The sequence below is a fragment of the Acidimicrobiia bacterium genome, assembly GCA_030584185.1.
Classification (GTDB): domain Bacteria; phylum Actinomycetota; class Acidimicrobiia; order Spongiisociales; family UBA11373.
On sequence record CP129495.1, the window covers coordinates 1827220 to 1845015 of the forward strand.

The 17796-nt window shown below is 66.5% G+C and carries 22 protein-coding genes and 1 pseudogene; 3 read left to right on the forward strand and 20 right to left on the reverse strand.

Translation table 11 applies throughout. The features are described from left to right. Positions 1 to 47: 47 nt before the first annotated feature. The 7 genes and pseudogenes from QY307_09450 to QY307_09480 form a co-directional block, all read right to left on the reverse strand. Positions 48 to 881: pseudogene (locus QY307_09450) on the reverse strand (tyrosine-type recombinase/integrase). A 369-nt stretch (positions 882 to 1250) separates the two neighbouring features. After that, positions 1251 to 1850: a hypothetical protein gene (locus tag QY307_09455; GenBank protein ID WKZ82292.1), complete on the reverse strand. Its 600-nt coding sequence runs from the start codon at positions 1848 to 1850 to the stop codon at positions 1251 to 1253. Positions 1851 to 1856: 6 nt separating this feature from the next. Then, the gene (locus QY307_09460) at positions 1857 to 3350 is read right to left on the reverse strand and encodes an ABC transporter permease (GenBank protein WKZ82293.1); all 1494 of its coding nucleotides are present in this window, start codon (positions 3348 to 3350) and stop codon (positions 1857 to 1859) included. Next, positions 3347 to 4093, reverse strand: coding sequence for an ATP-binding cassette domain-containing protein (locus QY307_09465; GenBank protein WKZ82294.1), 747 nt, complete (start codon positions 4091 to 4093; stop codon positions 3347 to 3349). Before QY307_09465 ends, QY307_09460 begins: the two co-directional genes overlap by 4 nt. 137 nt (positions 4094 to 4230) lie before the next feature. Then, complete coding sequence (locus QY307_09470) at positions 4231 to 4473, reverse strand: hypothetical protein (protein WKZ82295.1); 243 nt, start codon at positions 4471 to 4473, stop codon at positions 4231 to 4233. Further along, complete coding sequence (locus QY307_09475) at positions 4470 to 4841, reverse strand: cupredoxin domain-containing protein (GenBank protein WKZ82296.1); 372 nt, start codon at positions 4839 to 4841, stop codon at positions 4470 to 4472. Before QY307_09475 ends, QY307_09470 begins: the two co-directional genes overlap by 4 nt. After that, positions 4838 to 7291 carry a heavy metal translocating P-type ATPase gene (locus QY307_09480; GenBank protein WKZ82297.1) on the reverse strand — a complete coding sequence of 818 codons (2454 nt, stop codon included), beginning with the start codon at positions 7289 to 7291 and terminating at the stop codon, positions 4838 to 4840. Before QY307_09480 ends, QY307_09475 begins: the two co-directional genes overlap by 4 nt. Before the next feature lie 110 nt (positions 7292 to 7401). Here QY307_09480 and QY307_09485 point away from each other — a divergent pair, with 110 nt between their 5' ends. Next, positions 7402 to 7869 (forward strand): heavy metal-responsive transcriptional regulator, encoded by a 468-nt coding sequence (locus QY307_09485; GenBank protein ID WKZ82298.1) that lies wholly within the window; start codon positions 7402 to 7404, stop codon positions 7867 to 7869. 10 nt (positions 7870 to 7879) lie between these two features. Here QY307_09485 and QY307_09490 read toward each other — a convergent pair whose 3' ends face one another. From QY307_09490 to QY307_09545, 12 genes are all read right to left on the reverse strand, one after another. Next, on the reverse strand, positions 7880 to 8488 hold the full coding sequence (locus tag QY307_09490) for a redoxin family protein (GenBank protein ID WKZ82299.1): 609 nt from the start codon (positions 8486 to 8488) through the stop codon (positions 7880 to 7882). After that, positions 8427 to 9380, reverse strand: a complete 954-nt coding sequence (locus QY307_09495) for a cytochrome c biogenesis protein CcdA (GenBank protein WKZ82300.1) — start codon at positions 9378 to 9380, stop codon at positions 8427 to 8429. The genes QY307_09490 and QY307_09495 overlap by 62 nt, the downstream gene beginning before the upstream one ends. Next, entirely contained in the window at positions 9377 to 9661 is a 285-nt protein-coding gene (locus QY307_09500) for a glutaredoxin domain-containing protein (protein WKZ82301.1), read from the reverse strand. The genes QY307_09495 and QY307_09500 overlap by 4 nt, the downstream gene beginning before the upstream one ends. Beyond that, the gene (locus tag QY307_09505; GenBank protein ID WKZ82302.1) at positions 9654 to 9962 is read right to left on the reverse strand and encodes a metal-sensitive transcriptional regulator; all 309 of its coding nucleotides are present in this window, start codon (positions 9960 to 9962) and stop codon (positions 9654 to 9656) included. The genes QY307_09500 and QY307_09505 overlap by 8 nt, the downstream gene beginning before the upstream one ends. Before the next feature lie 17 nt (positions 9963 to 9979). Then, positions 9980 to 10216 carry an SHOCT domain-containing protein gene (locus QY307_09510; GenBank protein ID WKZ82303.1) on the reverse strand — a complete coding sequence of 79 codons (237 nt, stop codon included), beginning with the start codon at positions 10214 to 10216 and terminating at the stop codon, positions 9980 to 9982. Positions 10217 to 10316: 100 nt separating this feature from the next. Continuing rightward, on the reverse strand, positions 10317 to 10805 hold the full coding sequence (locus QY307_09515) for a cytochrome c (protein WKZ82304.1): 489 nt from the start codon (positions 10803 to 10805) through the stop codon (positions 10317 to 10319). After that, positions 10802 to 11299, reverse strand: coding sequence for a plastocyanin/azurin family copper-binding protein (locus QY307_09520; protein WKZ82305.1), 498 nt, complete (start codon positions 11297 to 11299; stop codon positions 10802 to 10804). Before QY307_09520 ends, QY307_09515 begins: the two co-directional genes overlap by 4 nt. A 50-nt stretch (positions 11300 to 11349) precedes the next feature. Then, the gene (locus QY307_09525; GenBank protein WKZ82306.1) at positions 11350 to 11694 is read right to left on the reverse strand and encodes a hypothetical protein; all 345 of its coding nucleotides are present in this window, start codon (positions 11692 to 11694) and stop codon (positions 11350 to 11352) included. Positions 11695 to 11786: 92 nt separating this feature from the next. Beyond that, positions 11787 to 12899 (reverse strand): HAMP domain-containing sensor histidine kinase, encoded by a 1113-nt coding sequence (locus QY307_09530; protein WKZ82307.1) that lies wholly within the window; start codon positions 12897 to 12899, stop codon positions 11787 to 11789. Beyond that, positions 12896 to 13588: a response regulator transcription factor gene (locus tag QY307_09535; GenBank protein WKZ82308.1), complete on the reverse strand. Its 693-nt coding sequence runs from the start codon at positions 13586 to 13588 to the stop codon at positions 12896 to 12898. Before QY307_09535 ends, QY307_09530 begins: the two co-directional genes overlap by 4 nt. Before the next feature lie 57 nt (positions 13589 to 13645). Continuing rightward, complete coding sequence (locus tag QY307_09540; GenBank protein WKZ82309.1) at positions 13646 to 13963, reverse strand: hypothetical protein; 318 nt, start codon at positions 13961 to 13963, stop codon at positions 13646 to 13648. 26 nt (positions 13964 to 13989) lie between these two features. Next, a complete protein-coding gene (locus QY307_09545; GenBank protein WKZ82310.1) occupies positions 13990 to 14163 on the reverse strand; it encodes an SHOCT domain-containing protein in 174 nt (57 codons plus the stop codon). A 250-nt stretch (positions 14164 to 14413) separates the two neighbouring features. On the opposite strand from QY307_09545, the gene QY307_09550 reads away from it, so the two are divergent. Both QY307_09550 and QY307_09555 read left to right on the forward strand, forming a co-directional pair. Beyond that, positions 14414 to 16762 (forward strand): heavy metal translocating P-type ATPase, encoded by a 2349-nt coding sequence (locus QY307_09550; GenBank protein WKZ82311.1) that lies wholly within the window; start codon positions 14414 to 14416, stop codon positions 16760 to 16762. 104 nt (positions 16763 to 16866) lie between these two features. After that, complete coding sequence (locus QY307_09555; protein WKZ82312.1) at positions 16867 to 17247, forward strand: cytochrome c; 381 nt, start codon at positions 16867 to 16869, stop codon at positions 17245 to 17247. Between the two features lie 36 nt (positions 17248 to 17283). On the opposite strand, the gene QY307_09560 is transcribed toward QY307_09555, so the two are convergent. Beyond that, on the reverse strand, positions 17284 to 17616 hold the full coding sequence (locus QY307_09560) for a hypothetical protein (protein ID WKZ82313.1): 333 nt from the start codon (positions 17614 to 17616) through the stop codon (positions 17284 to 17286). Positions 17617 to 17796 lie beyond the last annotated feature (180 nt).

Consider the following 17796-nt stretch of genomic DNA (forward strand, 5'->3'; position numbering starts at 1 on the left):
GTGGCCATGGTGAAGGCGGGACTGGAGTGCCCGAGTCGTTCCGATACCACCTTGAGTGGCACTCCGGCCTTGAGGAGGAGACTGGCGTGGGTGTGTCTGAGGTCGTGGAGGCTGATCCGGGGCAGCGTGGTCTTTGCGACCGCCCGTTCGAACGCCTGGGACAGTGAGTGGGGATGCATGACGGTCCCGTCCGGTTTGGTGAACACGGGCCCTTCCTGGTCGTGGCCTCCGGTTTCGTTCTGCTGGTGGTGTTGCCACCTCACAAGCATTTCGATGGTGTTCGGATCCAGGTCGACGGTGCGCCGCGAGCTCCGGGTCTTGCCGGGACTCTCATGGACCTCGTATCCGATGGAGACGACGGACCGGCAAACCGACAGGCGACCGGCGTCGAAGTCGACCTGACCCCACCGCAAGCCGAGGATCTCGGATCGTCGCATACCAGTGTGGGAGGCGAGCCAGAACGTGGGGTGGTGCCGTAGCCCAGAGGTCTGTTGGAGGAAGCAGCGGAGTTGTGCGGCGGTCCACACCCGGTGTGCTCTGTTCGTGTTGCGTCGGTGTTTGGGGGCGTTGGCGGCAGAGGCCGGGTTGTCCCGCAGTAGGTGTTTGCGTACCGCGTCCCCGAAGGCGGCTCGCAGGATGACGTGGATTTCGAGGACTGTCTTCGGTGAGAGTCCTCCTCTGTGGTCGGACCGTCCCTCTTCGAGGAGCAGGTTGTAGAGCTGTTCGAGCTGGTCGGGTTGCAGCTTCCGTAGCACCACGTCTCCGATGTGGGGGATCACGTGGAGGCGAACCATCCGCTGGTATCCGGCGAAGGTGACCGGTGCGAGTTGGAGCTGTTTGGCGGGCAGCCAGTAACGGAGGAGGAACCCGGCGACGGTCATCTGCGATCTGCGACCCGATCTCCGTTCCTCCTCTCTGGCTCCGAGTTGTGCCGCAAGCGCTTCAGCCTCGGCGCGGTCGGTGCCGGCCGGCACCCAGCGTCGACGCTCCTTGCCGGTCTCGGGATCGACACCTTCGTAGACCACCGCATACCAGCGGTGACCTTTTCGAGCTATGTAGCCGTTCATCCCTGTCTCCTTTCCTTGTTGATGGGGAAGGCGGCGACGCTATGAGGCGCCGGGCGTCTTCGGGTTGGTGACCGCGTCACTCTTGATGCGACGCGTGTCCTCGACCGAGGCTGAGTGGATGCGGCCCGGAGGCATCTGGAGGCGGTGGCCCGGTCTCGATGGTGGGCGTGTTCTGAGGGGCGGCTAGTGGATCTTCTCCAACAGCTCGAGGAGAGCGACTACCGGGTCGGAGAACTGTGTGACTCGATACAGATCGTGGTGGGCGTGGAGGTGGCTACGGATGAAAAGGGCCGTGTCCCCAAGATGGATCGTCAGTGCTCGTGTCTCGTGTCCGTGTCCGGCGAAGACGACCAGCCGTACTCGAGCAGTCGGGGTGGTCGATGACCCCTCGGCGATCAGCTGGTCGACCACTTGGTCGAGAGGTGTGGTGTAGAGGTCCCCGGTGCGGCGGAGGGCGGCGTGGAGGGCCCCGGGGGTGCGTAGCGCGGGGTTGAGTTCGGCTTCGGCGGTCTTGACTTCGCCGACAATGACGTCGAATCGGCTGGTGTCGACGTCGAGCCCGGTGTCGACGTCGGTGACGATGAGGCATTCCTCGACTCCCTGACCGAGACGATGGTGGTCCGGTCCGGGAGCTGTGGGTGGTCGTAGGGCGAGGATGTCGATATCGGTGAGGGTCCGGTACCCGGCGGACTCCCGGATGTGGAGTTCTTGTTCGGTGAGGAGGAAATACCCGTTGAGACGCAGGTAGGCGACGGCCAGGGCGAGGGCGGGATCAGCGGACATCGTTGATCATGCGTTCCGTGGCGCCGAGGCGCGGTGGAAGATGGCTGCGGCGGCGGCACCGAGACCAAGGAGCCACACCAGGGCGAGCGCGAGGCCGCCGAACTCGTCGAAGGTGGGAGTGAAGGCTCCGTCGATCAGGACCCGGACCGCGCCGTGGGCGGGCATCCAGACCGCCCAGGCGGGTGGAGCGGCGTCGAACATGATGTTCTGGGCGAGGCCGACGTCGAGGAAGGGGAGGAGGAACATCAGGTAGAGGCCGCCGAGTCTTCCGACGAGTGGCCCCAGGATCACCCCGATCATGGCATACGTGATCGCGATGGTCAGGGTCGCTGCAGCGAAGGTGACCCACACCGATGGACTGAAGCTGAAGGCAGTGACGGCGAGGGAGACGGCACTGACCAGTACGGCGGCGAGGGTGATGACGCCGAGGCGGGAGGCGAGGACTTCCCTCGGTTTGAACCCGGCGAGGACGAGGCGGCGGTCGGCTTCGGCGGAGCCGAGGACGACGAACAGTCCGGCGAGGCCGGCGAGGAAGGCGACGGTGATGGCGACCATGATCGCCCCGTGGACGTCGGTCATCGACAGGATGGAGATGCCTGCCTTTCCGCTCTCGACCAGCTCGACGGGCGCCGGGTCGTCGGGGGTGACCGCGATGGACAGGGTGATGAAGAAGAGGGGGAGCCCGACCAGCAGGACCCAGAGGGCGATGTTGCGCCGGTACTCCTTCCAGGCGTAGTCCAGCCCGGTCCGGGTTCGACCCCAACCGCCGATCGCCCCGGTGTGGTGCCCGTTTCGGACGGGCCGGGTGGTCACTAGAAGTGACAGGGCGGCGACGGCGAGCACACCGACCGTCCACGCCAGCGACGCTCCCATGTCGCCGAGAGGTCCGGCGTGGGTGGTGGTGGCGTCCAGCATGACCAGCGTGGGGAAATGGGAAGGGAAGAACCGGGTGAGGAGTGACTCGGTGCGTCCCATGGCCGGACCGAGGAACACGTCGAACATCCAGATGAAGATGATCAGCAGCGACCCGTTGACTTCGGAACGGACCCAGGCGCCGACGGTGACCCCGATCGCCAGGTAGATGACGGCGAACATGATGGTTGAGCCGACGGCTCTCCCCGGGTCGGTGAGGTCGGTGCGGACTGCGAGGGCGAGCAGAGCTCCGGCCGACGCCACGACGGCCAGTACGGCTGAGGACGACATGCGGGCGGCAACCACCCGGATGGTGTTCGACCCGGCGGCGGCGAGACGCCGGTCGGGGTCCCGGGAGCCGGTGACGTGGAAGAACCCGGCGACGCCGGCGAGGAACGCCGCGGCCCACCCGGCGGTGGCGGCTTCGAGCTGGCCAAGGCTGGATTCGCCGCCGAGGATGCGGGCGAAGTCTGCGATGGCACCGGCCGACAGGGCGACGAAGACGACGGGTACAACGGCGAGCAGCACGAGGTTGAGGGGCCGCCGGGCGTACTCGGTCAGGTAGCGCCAGGTGAGCACGCCGGTCATCGCGGCACCGTCCTGCCGTCGACCAGGTCGTAGATCCGGTCGAACCGGTCGGCGTCGGTGATGAAATGACTGATGATCAACAGACTCCTGCCGCGATCGCGCCGTTCCCGGGTCAGCTCCCAGAACCGCTGGTAGGTGTCCCAGTCGAACCCGGCGTACGGCTCGTCGAGGAGGAGCAGGTCGGGGTCGGGCAGCAGCGCCAGACCGAGGTTGAGTTTGGCTCGGGTACCCCCGGACAGTTCCTCGACCCGCGCATCCCGCCATTCGCCGAACCCGAGCGTCTCATAGATCTCGTCCCGGGCATCGGCAACCCTTTGATCGGTCATGCCGTAGGCCCGGCCGAACAGCTCGAAATGCTCGTCGCAGGTGAGCCGTTCGTAGAGGATCGGGTCCTGGGGGCAGTAGCCGACGGAGCCCGACTTGGTGATTGAGCCTTGGTCACGATCGATGCTTCCGACGAGGATCTTCATCAGCGTCGACTTTCCCGAGCCGTTCTCCCCGACGAGTCCCACGATCTCCCCGGGTTGGAGTACCAGGGCGGCGCCGCGGAGGACGGGCAGGGAGCGTCTACGGGGCCACAGTCCCCGCCGGTACGTCTTGGCGATCTCGGAGGCGGCCAGGAGGTGGCCTACCGGATCGTGGACAACCTCTCTTCCGGGTCCGTCGTCGACGGCCTGGCTGGAGCCATCGGGCTGTTGGGTGATCGTCTCCATCGTCGACCTCGATTCCGATGCTGGTCTCATGTCACCAACGTACGCCTTCCAGTCGGCTGGAAGGTCAATAGGGTCAAAGGTCCCGATCGGTCAGGGCACCTGCCGGTGAGCGGAGGGCCCCGATCTGGCCGGGCGGGGGGAGGAGGGGCCAGATCGGGGCTGACGTTTCAGCGGCTCGGCCGACGCCTCACCTGGTCGATGAGCCGGTCGGTGGTGCGTGCGGTGTGTGCGTCGAGCCAGAAGGCGGCTCCGCACACTGCCAGACAGACCACGACCAGGGCACCGATGGTGTATCCGGCGATGCGAGGGTCGAGGCGGTAGACGGCGACTATGGCGAGGACCATGAAGGCGACTCCGATCGCCGCCCACATCACCGGGCTGAACCGGCGGTGCTGCGAATCCGGGTTCATGACACGACGACCTTGCCTCGAAGCATTCCCATCTGGCAGGCGAACTCGTATTCACCTGGCTCGGTGGGGGTGAACTCGATTGGGACGTTGGAGCCTTCGGGGAGGTCGGCGGAGACGCCGAAGGCGTCGAAGACGACCTTCTCCGAGCAGGGATCGGCCTCCTGGCGGTTGAAGACCAGCTTGACCGGTCTGCCGGCTTCGACCCTGATGGTGTCGGGGGTATAACCGCCCTTGACGACGATGAACGCTTCCTGCTTGCCCCCGGCACCGACCGCAGCCGGCGCTCCTTGGGGTTTGGAGAGCCAGAAGTACCACACGATGAGCCCGATGAGGGCCAGACCGACCAGGTTGACGATGAGGACGGTCATGCGGTTCCTCCTTTTCCACCAGACGGTTTCCAGCGGCGAAGCCGGTTGGCGTTGGAGACGACGGTGACCGAGGAGAAGGCCATCGCCGCCCCGGCGAGCATCGGGGAGAGCAGGATCCCGAAGAACGGGTAGAGAATCCCGGCGGCGACGGGGATACCGAGGGTGTTGTAGGCGAAGGCGCCCACCAGGTTCTGGTGGACGTTTCTGATGGTTGCGTTGGACAGCTCGATGGCAGTGACGATCCCGCTGAGGCTGCCTTTGACCAGGGTGACGTCGCCGGATTCCATGGCGACGTCGGTGCCGGTGCCCATCGCCATCCCGACGTCGGCTTGGGCGAGGGCGGGGGCGTCGTTGATCCCGTCCCCGACCATGGCCACCTTCTTGCCTTCCGCTTGGAGCAGTCTGACCTGGGTTGCCTTGTCTTCGGGGAGGACCTCGGCGAGGACCCGGTCGATGCCGACCTGGCGGGCGATGGCTTCGGCGGTGCGTTGGTTGTCGCCGGTGATCATCACCACCTGGAGGTCGAGTTCGTGGAGACGGCGGATGGCGGCGGCGGAGTCGTCTTTGACGGTGTCGGCGACGGCGATGGCTCCGGCCAGCTCGCCGTCGATACCGATGACCATGGCGGTCTTGCCTTCGTCGGCGAGTCGCGCCAGGGTCTCCTCTGAGGGGCCGGCGGCGATGCCGCGGTCGGCCATGAACTTCAGGTTGCCCAACACCACGTGCCGGCTGTTCACGGTGGCTTCGATGCCGTGGCCGGGAACCGCATCGAAGTCAGCGGCTTCGGCCACCTCGAGGTTCCGGGTTCGAGCGCCGGTGACGATCGCCTCACCGAGCGGGTGCTCAGAACCGGACTCGGCCGCCGCAGCGAGGGACAGCACCTCGCCTTCATCGAAGCCGTTGAAGGCGACGACGTCGGTGAGCGCCGGTTCACCCTTGGTGACGGTGCCGGTCTTGTCCAAAACCACGGTGTCTATCCGGTGGGCGGTTTCCAGGGCGTCGCCCGACTTGATCAGGATCCCGTTCTCAGCTCCTTTGCCGATGCCGACCATGAGCGAGGTGGGAGTGGCCAGGCCGAGAGCGCATGGGCAGGCGATGACGAGGACGGTCACCGCGGTGATCACTGCATACACCAACGCCGGGGTCGGCCCGAAGGTGAACCACACCATGAAGGTGAGCACGGCGGCGATCATCACGGCTGGCACGAAGTAGGCGGCCACCTTGTCCACGGTCCGCTGGATCGGCGCCTTCGACCCTTGCGCGTCCCGCACCATTTCGATGATCTGGGCCAACATGGTGTCCCGACCCACCCGGGTGGCTCGGAAACGGAAGAAGCCGGTCTTGTTGATGGTGGCGCCGATGACGGTGTCACCTTCGGACTTCTCCGACGGGATCGGTTCCCCGGTGACCATCGACTCGTCCACCGCGGACACTCCGGAGACGACGATGCCGTCGACAGGGATCTTCTCCCCAGGCCGAACCACCACGATGTCGTCGACTGCGACCTGTTCGAAGGGGAGCTCCACTTCGGAGCCGTCGCGGAGCACCCGGGCGGTCTTTGCCTGGAGTCCGATGAGCTTCTTCAGCGCCTCCGAGGTGCGGGCCCGAGCCCGGATCTCCAGCGCCGATCCCAGGACGACGAAAGCGGTGACCACGGTGGTGACGTCGAAGAACACGTCACGCAGCTGCGCTTCGGGGAAGAACCCGGGGAACAACAACGCCACCGTCGAGTACAGCCACGCTGCGGAGATGCCGATGGCGATCAGCGTGTACATGTTCGCCGCCCGATGCTTGAAGGCGGCCCAGGCGCCAGTAAAGAACTGCGAACCGGAATAGATCATCACCGCCAGGGAGGCCACCGCCATCGCACCCCAGATCAGATCCAACTCGGACGACCCCTTCTCCGGCACACCGGGGAAGATCTCCGGGTAGGAGAAGTAGATGATCGGCAGCGACACGATGGCGGCGAACCAGAACTTGCGGAGCAGACCGCGATACAGCCGCTCTCTCCCCTCCTGCTCGGCGTCGCCTGAATCGTCGGCGAGGGGGTGCGCCGAGTAGCCGGCCGCCGACACCGCTGTCATCAGAGCCTCAGAGGTGACCGGCCCTCCCACGTCGACGGTGGCCTCGTCGGTGGCCAGGTTGACCCGAGCGTCGACGACGCCGGGGACCGACGTCAGCGCCGACTCCACCCTGGAGACACAGGAGGCGCAGGTCATCCCCTCGACGCCGAGGCGTACCGTCGAAGTCGCCACTCCACCGGATCGGCCCGGCACCGCCAAGTGTTCGGCTTCTTCGTCGTCCTCGTCGCCCTCGCCGTCCGACGCTTCACCGCCGCCGGGGGTGGTGTAACGCTGCGGGTCGGCGAGGAAGCTCTGCCGGCAGTGCTCGGAACAGAACCCGAAGTCCGGGTACCCATCCACCCGTAGCGCGTCTGGTCCGACGGTCATCCCACATACCGGGTCTCGCATCTCGACTCCTTTCAGTAGCGGTGCCATGTCACAACACCACCGTACGCCTTCCAGTCGACTGGAATGTCAAGGGGGGTAGAGTCAGGGATATGCAGATCGGAGAACTGGCGCGACGCACCGGTGTTCCCACCAAGACGATCCGGTACTACGAGGAGATCGGTGTGCTCCCCGAACCCGAACGCGACCACAACGACTACCGGAACTACCCCGACGACGCGGTCGATCGGCTCGAGTTCATCCGGGAGGCTCAGGCCACGGGGCTGACGCTCACCGAGATCGGCTCCATCCTCGACCTGCGTAGCCAGGGTGAAGCTACCTGCCGACACGTCGTCGACCTGTTGGAGCGCCACCTCGACGCCCTCGACCGCCACATCACCTCCCTGCGGCGGACTCGCCGCAAACTGGCGTCGCTCACCGAACGGGCCCGCAACCTCGACCCGGCCGACTGTCGGGACCCGAACCGGTGCCAGACCATCTCTGGCGCCGATGTCGCCGAGCTGGGATCGGTGAAGACGGGACGCCACCTGCACGCCGCCCCATCCGGCCACCACCACTGACCATGGAGGTTCAGGCTCCGGCGGCGGCGTCGAGCTCGGCGAGCAGCGCATCGGCGGGGACGAACATCTCGGCATAGTGCCGTACCCACGCCACTTCGCCGTTCTGGCGGACTAGGGCGAAGCTGTGGCTGGGCCGGTCGCCGTGCCCGTAGATCCCCATCATCCCGTAAGCGTCGGACACGTCACGGTCGGAGTCGATGAGGATGGGACGGGTGATGCCGAAGCGGGCGGCTTCGGTGTCGACCGTCTGGGCCGGGTCGACCATGATCGGTACCAGGTTGATGCCGCGCTCGGCCAGCAACGGCTCCAGTTCGGGGATCTGGGCGAAACAACCGTCGCAGCCGACCCCCATCGAGAAGTACAAGAGGGCGTCACCTTGCGCCAGGGTCTGGTCAAGGGACACCGTGGACCCGTCGCTGGCGGCCAGTTGGAACGGTGGTGCTTGGCTGATGGTGGTTTCGTCGGTGGGGGTGAACGATCCGACGGTGACGACGGCGACGAGGACAGCGGGAACGGCGATGAATCCGATCCACTTCCACATCGAGCCGCGCCGCCGCTTACTGGCCTGGGCTCGCTGCGATGTTCGCTTGTTCGTGGCCGGTTTCTTGGTGGTGGTCATGGCAGGCAGGTTCTCCTTGTTGTTGAGATGCGGTGTGGTGTCGACGACGCACTGACAGGTAGATGGCCCCGGCGGCGACAGCGATGAGCAGCGCACCGATCACCGGGTCGGGGATCCATGCCAGACCGCTCACCAGTCCGGCCAGGCTGTCCTCGATGCGGGCCCCGACGCTGGCGGTGAAAGCGGGTGCCAGCGAGGAGCCGGTGACGGCGACGACGGCGAGCACGCCGGCCATGACGAGGAACATCAGGCCTGCCGCAGCGCCGGCGACGGTGGTGGCGACCCGGATCCGACCGATCCCGAACGACACCTTCCTCGATCCGAGCTGGGTCTTCTGCGGGCCGAGCCGGTCCCATGCCACGGTGAGCACGACGAGGGGGAACACCATCCCGAACACGTAGGCGAGGCCGATGCCGACGCCGCCGATCAGGCCCGGGGAGATGGCGGACAGGGTGAGGACCCCGGCGAGGACCGGCGCACAGCACGCCGATGCGGCGCCGGAGAAGACACCGAGGGCGTAGACCCCGGCTGAGTCGGTGCGGGAGATGTCCGGTGAACCCTGCAAGAACGGCAACGACCAGTTCCGTCCGGTCAGAGAGAGCACCGCCAAACCCAACAAAAGGGCAGCTCCGATCCCGTACACCGCGGTATGGAACCGGAGCAGGCTCTCGGTGAGCAAACCGAGCCCGAGGGTCACCGGGACGAGGACGGTGGCCACCCCCGCAGCGAAGATGAACGTCAGCGGGACCAGACGCCACCGATGGTTCCGCACCGCAGCGGCGAGGAACGACGGGAACATGACGACGATGCAACAGGGTGCGAACAGGGCGACCGCCCCGGCGACGAACGCCGCCAGCAGCGACCCTCCGAGGAATAGCCCCTCCACGTTCATCCCTCCCCGACCGAAGCGGCTCGTTGGGTGAGGCGACGCTCCAACTTCTTGAGGCTGATCCGACCGAACCCGAAGAACTCGCCGTCGACGATGACGAGCGGCGGGAACCCTGCCCGGTGGGTCACCATGAGCGCCAGACCTTCGTCTGATGACAGGTCCACGGTGGTCACCGCAAGCGGCACCGTTTCACCAAGCGTGTCGAGAACCTGTTGTGCGTGGTCGCAGTAGTGACAGCCGGCGGCGGTGACCACGACCACGCTGACCGGTTCGGATTCAGACACCAGCGGCGACTCCGGCATGCGTCGCCTCGTCGTGGCACCGATGTCCGGCTCGGCCGGAGGTCGGAGCGGACCCGAAGGTGGCGGCGAGCAGTTCGTCGACGACGTCGTCGACCCGGCCCTCAGCGACCGCTTCGGGGACGCAGCCTCGCAGGTGCGCTTCGAGGATCTGGCGGCGCACACTCTCGAGGGCGCCTTGCACCGCGGAGAGCTGGTGGAGCACGTCGATGCAGTAGCGGTCGTCGTCGACCATGCGGATCACCCCTTCGAGGTGACCGACGGCAGACCGGAGGCGGAACGCCACCGCGGTGGACTCCGCTCTCATCGCCTTATCTCCGGATCTTCGACGAGCAGGGCGCGCCGGGCCTCGAACTCGTCACGGTCGATCTCGCCTGCGGCGAAGCGACGCTCCAAGATGTCGAGCGCACCAGAGCGGCTCTCCGAGGGGCGGGTCCTCGTGGAGCGGATCGCCCACACCGCCAGGGCGACGACCGCACCCCAGAAGACGACCATCATCGTCCAACCGAAGAACCCCATCGTGTTCCAGTCACACCACATGACGTATCACCTCGACGGGATCTTCCCCCACCCCGGGTGGGGTGGGCCAGGGTCGAAAGACCCTGGCCTGTGGGGCGTCCGGCACGACCCGGCGCGCCGGTCAGTCGTCGCTCGGGGTCTCCTGCCAGGTGACCTGCCATTGGAACGCCCGTTCTTCGGGGCCCCACGTGGTCTTCAGGTACTCGACGATAGAGAGCACCTGCTCGACGCTGAGATCAGAGAACGTCGGCATCCGACTCTGCTCGAAGCCCGAACCGTTGCGGACGATGTCGACGAGCAGCCGGTCGGAGTGGTGCCAGGTGTGACCCGTCGAGTCGTGCGGCGGTGGCGGATATGACCCGTCCGGATTCGGGGTCTTCCAGTGGGGATCACCCGCCAGGTCGGCACCGTGGCAGGAGGCGCAGCGTTCGGCGTAGAGGACCTCTCCGACCGCGACACGGTCGCTGTCGAGGTCGGGCGGTGCCGGAGCGTTGCCGAGATCGCCGATCCTGGGCGGAGTCTGGCCGCTGCTGCTGGCAGCGTCCGAGCATGCCGAGCTCAGCGCCGCCAGCACGGCGATCAGGGCAACGCCCTTACGGAGCGCAGTCACGACCCGACTGTGACCGTGCCCTTCATCCCGGCCGCGTAGTGACCTGGCTGGTGGCATCCGATGAGAACCGGCCCCTCCTCGGTGAATCGCCATGTCAGCTCTTTGGTTTCGCCGGCGGCGATGGCGACAGCGTTGGCCTCGTCGTCCATCATCATCCCGCCCATCTCCGCCATTTCCTCGTCGTGTTCGTCTTGAGTGGCTTGGTCTCCTAGCGTGAAGTCGTGGGGAACCTGGCCCGCGTTGACGATCCTGAAGGTGATCGTCTCGCCGACGTCGACGGTCACGGCGTCCGGCGTGAACCGGAAGTCGTCGCTGGCGACGATCTCCACGACTCGGTCGGCGTCGCCGGCATCGGCCGGCTCCCCGAACCCGAACTCCATCGGATGGTCATCGCTGATTGTGGTGGTGGTGGCGGCCCCTGAATCGCTGCAGGCAGCCAGAAGTAATGCTGCTGCGACGGCGATCGGCGCAGCCTGACGAAGACTGAAAAACATGGGCGTCCTCCTGGACTCTCCGGTGAATGAACCGCGGGAGAAGGCCAGGCTCAGGTTCGAAGGACGCAGAGTTCGAAGAGTCGGAGCCTGCCCGACGAAACCCAGGCGGCGTCGATCGCTCCTGGGATCGTCGCGGACATCGCGGCTCGAGGGTGGTGTCGTGGCCGGGACCGGCGCCCGCCATCGACCATGGCGACGATGCTCATCACGAAGACACAAAGGCCGACCAGCCCGTGGATCCCCTCCGAATCCACGGGCGAGGCGTTGTGATGCGCCGACCCGACGATATCGGCGGCGGCAGCGTCGAGTCCGTGCATGAGGACCACACCGGCGACGGCGAGGGCTGCCAGAAAGGTCGTCCACGCAAGGCGTCGCGGTTCGGTGATCGTCCTCATCGCTTGGCGGCTCACTGTATCGACCGGCATAGGGCACCGCCATCGCCTGGCGACCAGTGCGGTCGGCTGTCCGACGGCCGGCAGCGACCGCGCTAGGACCGCTGCGGGCGCGATCCTTGAGGAACCGTCAGGACGAACGTCGAACCGTGCCCGATGCCAGGGGAGGATGCAGTGACATCACCGCCTTGGAGACGGGCGAGGCTGCGGGCAATGGTGAGCCCGATCCCGGTGCCGCCGACGGCGGTGCGGTCGACCCGGTAGAAACGATCGAACACCAGCTCGAGCTGGTCCGCGGAGAGGCCGCGACCGGTGTCGCTCACCTCGATATGAGCGGTATCCGCCGCCCGAGCCGCCGTGATCCGGACTCGACCTCCCGGCGGGGTGTAGGTCAGGGCGTTGCCTACGAGGTTGGTCAACACCTGCGCCATCCTGTCCCGGTCCACCAACACCGGCAATGACGGGCCCGCTTCGATGTCGAGGTGGACTTCCTGAGCATTGAACTGGGGGCGAAGCCGTTCGGCGGCGTCGCGGGCCAGCTGCGCCAGATCGGCTTCTTCGAGGTGGAGCTCGACCCGGCCTTCCTCGGCCCGGGACAGTGCCGAGAGGTCGTCGGCGAGTCGTTCCATGCGACGCGCTTCGCCGATGGCGGAGGCCAACGTTTCGGTGTCGGGTTCGAACACGCCGTCGAGGAGACCCTCCAGGTAGCCCGTGAGTGTGGCCACCGGCGTGCGCAGTTCATGAGCCACCTCGGAGACGAGGCGAAGGCGGCGCTGCTCGGTCGCCTCGAGGGCGGCGGCGAGCTCGTTGACGTCGCTGGCGAGCGCGGCGAGTTCCTCCTCCTCGGGCAAGGGGACCCGCTCGTGGTAGGAGCCGCCGGCGAGCCGTCGAGCCACGCGTCTCACGTCTTCCAGGGGCCGCAGCAGCCGCAGAGCGGCGAAGGTCGAGACGGCCACGGCCACCGCACCGCTGATGATGGCCGCCACCACCAGTGCCCGGTTGAACGCTGCGGTGATCCCCTCCTCGAGCTGGCCCGCTTCTGCTGCCGACATGCCACCCATCATGTGGTTCATGGAACGCAGGTGATCGTGGATGAAGACATCCCCGAGGCTGCGACCGGCGACGAGCAACACCACCACCCCAACCGCGACCACGGCCAGGTGTGAGAGGAGGAGCCGACTTCGAAGCGTGCCGAACGGTCGTCTCATCGTGGTTCTGCCACGAACTTGTATCCGACTCCGCGGACCGTAGCGATGAACCGCGGGTTGGAGGCGTCGTCACTTAGCGCCTTGCGAAGGTTTCCGACGTGGACGTCGACCACGCGATCGGCTCCGAAGTAATCCCAGCCCCACACCCGCTCCAACAGCTGAGCACGAGTGAACACTCGTCCCGGCGCTGACGCCAGTGCGGCGAGGAGGTCGAACTCGAGGGTGCTCACCCCGACGGTCCCCGATTCGGTGACGACCTGGCGACCCGCCAGGTCGACGCTGATCCCGTCGAATTCCAGCACATCGGCAGCGCTGCGGGTCTGTCCGCCACGTCGCAGCACCGCACGGATCCGTGCGACCAGCTCCCGGGGACTGAACGGCTTGGTGACGTAGTCGTCGGCGCCGATACTGAGACCCACGACGCGGTCCACCTCCTCGGTACGTGCGGTGAGCATGATCACTGGAACGTCGGAGTGGCGGCGGATCTCTTGGAGCACCTCGAATCCGTCGATGCCCGGCATGGCGACGTCGAGCACGACCAGATCAGGGGTCGAACCGCCCAATCGGGACAACGCATCGCGTCCATCGCTCGCCTCGACGACCTCGAAGCCCTCGGCTTGCAGATAGCGGCGAACCATCCGCCTCAGTTCAGGCTCGTCGTCGACAAGGAGAATCCGTCGCAGATCCACCTCAGCCATGGTAAAGAGGCACCCGGCCGGCACACGTGTCCGGCCGTCGCACGGCGATCACCTACCTGGCGATCCGCCCATCATCCCGTTGCCGCCCATCATGTTCCCTGAGCCCATCATGTTCCCTGAGCCCATCATCCCAAGGTGAGCCGACATCGAGCTGTGCATGGCCGATTGGTCCGCAGACGCCATCCAGTCATGGTGCTGCGCCGAACCCATCCCGTCGGCCATGTCGTCGTGCGGCATAACCGCGGAGTCGTGGTACGGGCATGCCACCTCCGGGCCGGGTTGCGGGTCTTGCGCCAAGGCCGGGACGGCAGCCAGGACGGCCACCCCGAGCGCAGCAGCGACCACAGCGATCGTGATTCGTTTCATTATCAGTCCTTTCCCATCGCGCACCGTCATCGACCGGCCAGTTCTCTGCGGCGCGCAGTGAACTCGTCGGCGTCGACCTCGCCGCGGGCAAAGCGCTCTTCGAGGATGCTCAACGCGCTGGGTGGGCTCTGCGGTCGGTCGCTGCCCTCTCGCACAGCCCAGACCACGAGCAGGATCACTCCGACCCAGAACAACGCCATCCACAGAAATCCGAATCCTTCGAAACCCCACATCATGGGGACTATCTCCTTTCCTTACCTGAGCACAGTCAACGACAGCGGCATCAAGGCTGGTTGCTCGCCCATATCAAGCTTCTGTGAAGATCACACACCCCTGTACCGGTCCGGGGCTTGACATTCCACCCGACTGGAAGGAGTAGAAGTCTCCTGAACAAGCAGGAGACGACCGGAGGAGTGAGTCGATGACCAATACAACAGGGAAGCGCCGCCGATGACCCACACCCACACCCACACCCAGGAACGCCACGACACGGTGGTCCTCCAGGTCGGAGGGATGCAGTTCGCTTCCGAGAAGAACAAGGTCGAGTCGTTCCTCGGCCGCATGAACGGGGTGGTCGCCGTCGACGCCAACCCGGTGGCGCAGACAGCGACGGTCACGTTCGATCCTTCTGTCGCGACCGCCGAGCAGCTGCGGGAGTGTGTCATCGAATGCGGATACCACTGCGCCGGCGAGTCGGTCCCCGCCCACGTCTGCTACGAGGAGGCGCCCCAGGCCCATCCCGGCGAGGAACGATCACCCCATGCGGTGATGGGCCACGGCAGCCACGGCGAGATGTCGATGGACGCCATGGTCACCGACATGCGCAACCGCTTCCTGGTGGCGTTGCTCTTCACCATCCCCATCGTCTTGTACTCACCATTGGGACGCGACACCCTCGGCTTCACTCTGGGCACCCCGTTCGGACTGCGCGACGACGTGTTCGCCCTGCTCCTCAGCCTTCCGGTGGTCTTCTGGGCGGGATGGATCTTCTTCGACGGCGCTGCCGCCGCGCTGCGTCGTCGCACCCTCGACATGATGGTTCTCGTCGCCGTCGCCATCGGCGCCGGATGGCTCTACTCCCTGGCGGTCACCCTCACCGGAGGGGGCGAGGTGTTCTACGAGGCGGCGGCGATGCTCGCCGTGTTCGTCCTCCTCGGCCACTGGTTCGAGATGCGGGCCCGGGGCGGCGCCAACGACGCCATCCGAACCCTGATGAGCCTGGCACCACCAATGGCCCTCGTGATCCGCGACGGAGCCGAGGTCGAGATCCCGACTGCCGACGTCGTCGTGGGTGACCTGCTGTTGATCCGACCCGGTGCCCGCATCCCGGTTGACGGCGCTGTCGTCGAAGGCGAATCCGAGGTCGACGAGTCGATGGTCACCGGCGAGAGCCTCCCCGTGGCCAAACGTACCGGGAGCGAGGTGGTTGGCGCGACCATCAACACCACAGGCACCCTTCGAGTCGAAGCCACCCGGGTTGGTGCGGACACCGCCCTCGCCCAGATCGTCGATCTCGTCCAGGAGGCACAGAACTCCAAAGCGCCCGGACAGCGCCTCGCCGACCGCGCCGCCTTCTGGCTCGTCCTCGTCGCCCTGCTCGGTGGTGCCCTCACCCTCGCCGGCTGGATGATCGCCGGCGAGGACTTCTCCACCGCGCTCCTGTTTGCCATCACCGTGGTGGTGATCACCTGCCCAGACGCCCTCGGCCTGGCCACCCCCACCGCGGTCATGGTCGGGACCGGCATGGGCGCCCGCCGCGGGGTGCTGTTCAAGAACGCCACCGCCATCGAGACCGCCGCCCGCATCGACACCGTGGTCATGGACAAGACCGGCACCCTCACCAAAGGCGAACCGGAGGTGACCGACTTCATCACCATCGGCCAACCATCTGATGCGTTGCGGCTCGTCGCAGCAGTAGAACGAGAGTCGGAACACCCGCTCGCCCGGGCCGTCGTCCGCTACGCCGAAACCCAGGGCGTCGACGCCGCCGCGGCGGAACGTTTCGAAAACGTCCCCGGTCACGGTGCCATCGCCACCGTCGACGGACACCGAGTGGCGGTGGGCAACGTCCGGTTCATGGAGCGAGAAGGCGTCCACCTCGGCAGCCTCGGTACGAGCCGCGCGGAGATCGCCGCCGGTGGCCGCACCGCGGTGCTCGCCGCCGTCGACGGGGCGGCAGTCGCGGTGATCGGCCTCGCCGACGCGCCCCGGGACACGTCCGCTGAGGCGATTCGCGACCTCCACGATCTCGGTATCGAGGTGGTCATGCTCACCGGCGACAACCAGGCCACCGCCGACCGTATCGCCGCCCAGCTCGGCATCGACACCGTCATCGCCGAGGTCCTTCCCGAAGACAAGGCCGCGAAGATCAGCGAGCTCCAAGCCCAGGGCAAGACGGTGGCCATGGTCGGGGACGGAGTCAACGATGCACCGGCCCTGGCCACGGCCGACCTCGGTATCGCCATCGGAGCCGGGACCGACGTCGCCATCGAGACCGCCGACCTCGTCCTGATGAGATCCGACCCGCTCGATGTGCCCATCGCCATCCGTATCGGCCGAGGCACCCTGCGCAAGATGCGTCAGAACCTGGGATGGGCCGTCGGTTACAACAGCCTGGCTCTTCCTATCGCCGCCGGCCTCCTCTACCCGTCCCTCGGTGTGGTGCTCCGACCCGAGTGGGCCGCCCTCTCCATGTCCGGCTCCAGCTTCCTCGTCGCCACCAACGCCGTACTCCTCAAACGACTCCGTCTCCCCAGCGAGGGAGACAGCGCGAAACCAACCAGTGGCGGCCCAACGTGACGATCGGGCAGCCGACGACGAACACACGGCCGGTACTCTCGCCGACGGTGCCTAGCTTGCTCACTACGAGGACAGGGAGACGGCAACCCGTGCGGACAAGCCGTATGGCTGCTGTCGTCGTGCTGACGTTGTCCGTGGTGCTGGCGGCGTGTGGGGGCGACAGCTCAGAAGGAGGCATTCCGACCCAGGATCCCGACCTGGTGGCCGCCGGTGCCGACCTCTACGCCGCCAACTGCGCCGAATGCCACGGAACGGACCTGCGAGGCACCGACAAGGGCCCGTCACATCTCTCCGAGGTGTACGAACCAAACCACCACGCCGACGGGGCCTTCCTCTTTGCCGTCCAGGCCGGTTCTCGCGCCCACCATTGGCGTTTCGGCGACATGCCCCCCGTCGAAGGGCTCTCCACCGAAGACGTCGAGGCCATCGTCGCCTTCGTCCGTGAACAGCAACGCATCGAAGGCTTCGAGCCATATCCACCCTGAACTCGCGGAGACGCCGCACCGAACCGCGACCCACGGTCAATGGGCCCGGCCCAGCTCCTTCGAGACTCCAAGCTGGATTGTGTTGAGATGGGTCAGCGCATTGGCGTACAGCGGCATCCGCAGCGGGGCACAACACCCCACCTGGAGGCGACCGATCGCCGCACCGACCTCCTCGGCGCCCCGCAGCGCCCGACCGAGCGATCCCTGGTCCTCGGAGTCGAGGTCGCGACGAACCTCGATCAACGCCTGCTCGATGGCGGCCATGCGCGGACTGCGTTCGGGGTCACAGCACATCTTGTGCAAGCGGTCAACCACGGTCTGGCACTGGGCGATAGCCGATCGTGCGTCGACGAGCGCTGAATCTGACACGCTGCGAGGGTACGACACGCGGAGGCTCACCGGATCGCAGGTTCCACTCGGCATCGCGGCAGGACGAGCTGCTCCATCGCGCGAGAGGGTGCGATGGGATGGTCAAGACGCGAGATGACGCGAACCAGGGCGGTCGGCTTCGGAACCACCACGCCCTCTTTCTCGTAGAAACGCAGCGCT

Coding starts and splice junctions, on each gene's coding strand:
- QY307_09455 (WKZ82292.1), bottom strand. CDS start 1,850: ATGTCCGCTGATCCCGCCCTCGCCCTGGCCGTCGCCTACCTGCGTCTC.
- QY307_09460 (WKZ82293.1), bottom strand. CDS start 3,350: ATGACCGGCGTGCTCACCTGGCGCTACCTGACCGAGTACGCCCGGCGG.
- QY307_09465 (WKZ82294.1), bottom strand. CDS start 4,093: ATGAGACCAGCATCGGAATCGAGGTCGACGATGGAGACGATCACCCAA.
- QY307_09470 (WKZ82295.1), bottom strand. CDS start 4,473: ATGAACCCGGATTCGCAGCACCGCCGGTTCAGCCCGGTGATGTGGGCG.
- QY307_09475 (WKZ82296.1), bottom strand. CDS start 4,841: ATGACCGTCCTCATCGTCAACCTGGTCGGTCTGGCCCTCATCGGGCTC.
- QY307_09480 (WKZ82297.1), bottom strand. CDS start 7,291: ATGACCGTCGGACCAGACGCGCTACGGGTGGATGGGTACCCGGACTTC.
- QY307_09485 (WKZ82298.1), top strand. CDS start 7,402: ATGCAGATCGGAGAACTGGCGCGACGCACCGGTGTTCCCACCAAGACG.
- QY307_09490 (WKZ82299.1), bottom strand. CDS start 8,488: ATGACCACCACCAAGAAACCGGCCACGAACAAGCGAACATCGCAGCGA.
- QY307_09495 (WKZ82300.1), bottom strand. CDS start 9,380: ATGAACGTGGAGGGGCTATTCCTCGGAGGGTCGCTGCTGGCGGCGTTC.
- QY307_09510 (WKZ82303.1), bottom strand. CDS start 10,216: ATGTGGTGTGACTGGAACACGATGGGGTTCTTCGGTTGGACGATGATG.
- QY307_09520 (WKZ82305.1), bottom strand. CDS start 11,299: ATGTTTTTCAGTCTTCGTCAGGCTGCGCCGATCGCCGTCGCAGCAGCA.
- QY307_09525 (WKZ82306.1), bottom strand. CDS start 11,694: ATGAGGACGATCACCGAACCGCGACGCCTTGCGTGGACGACCTTTCTG.
- QY307_09530 (WKZ82307.1), bottom strand. CDS start 12,899: ATGAGACGACCGTTCGGCACGCTTCGAAGTCGGCTCCTCCTCTCACAC.
- QY307_09540 (WKZ82309.1), bottom strand. CDS start 13,963: ATGAAACGAATCACGATCGCTGTGGTCGCTGCTGCGCTCGGGGTGGCC.
- QY307_09545 (WKZ82310.1), bottom strand. CDS start 14,163: ATGGCGTTGTTCTGGGTCGGAGTGATCCTGCTCGTGGTCTGGGCTGTG.
- QY307_09550 (WKZ82311.1), top strand. CDS start 14,414: ATGACCCACACCCACACCCACACCCAGGAACGCCACGACACGGTGGTC.
- QY307_09555 (WKZ82312.1), top strand. CDS start 16,867: ATGGCTGCTGTCGTCGTGCTGACGTTGTCCGTGGTGCTGGCGGCGTGT.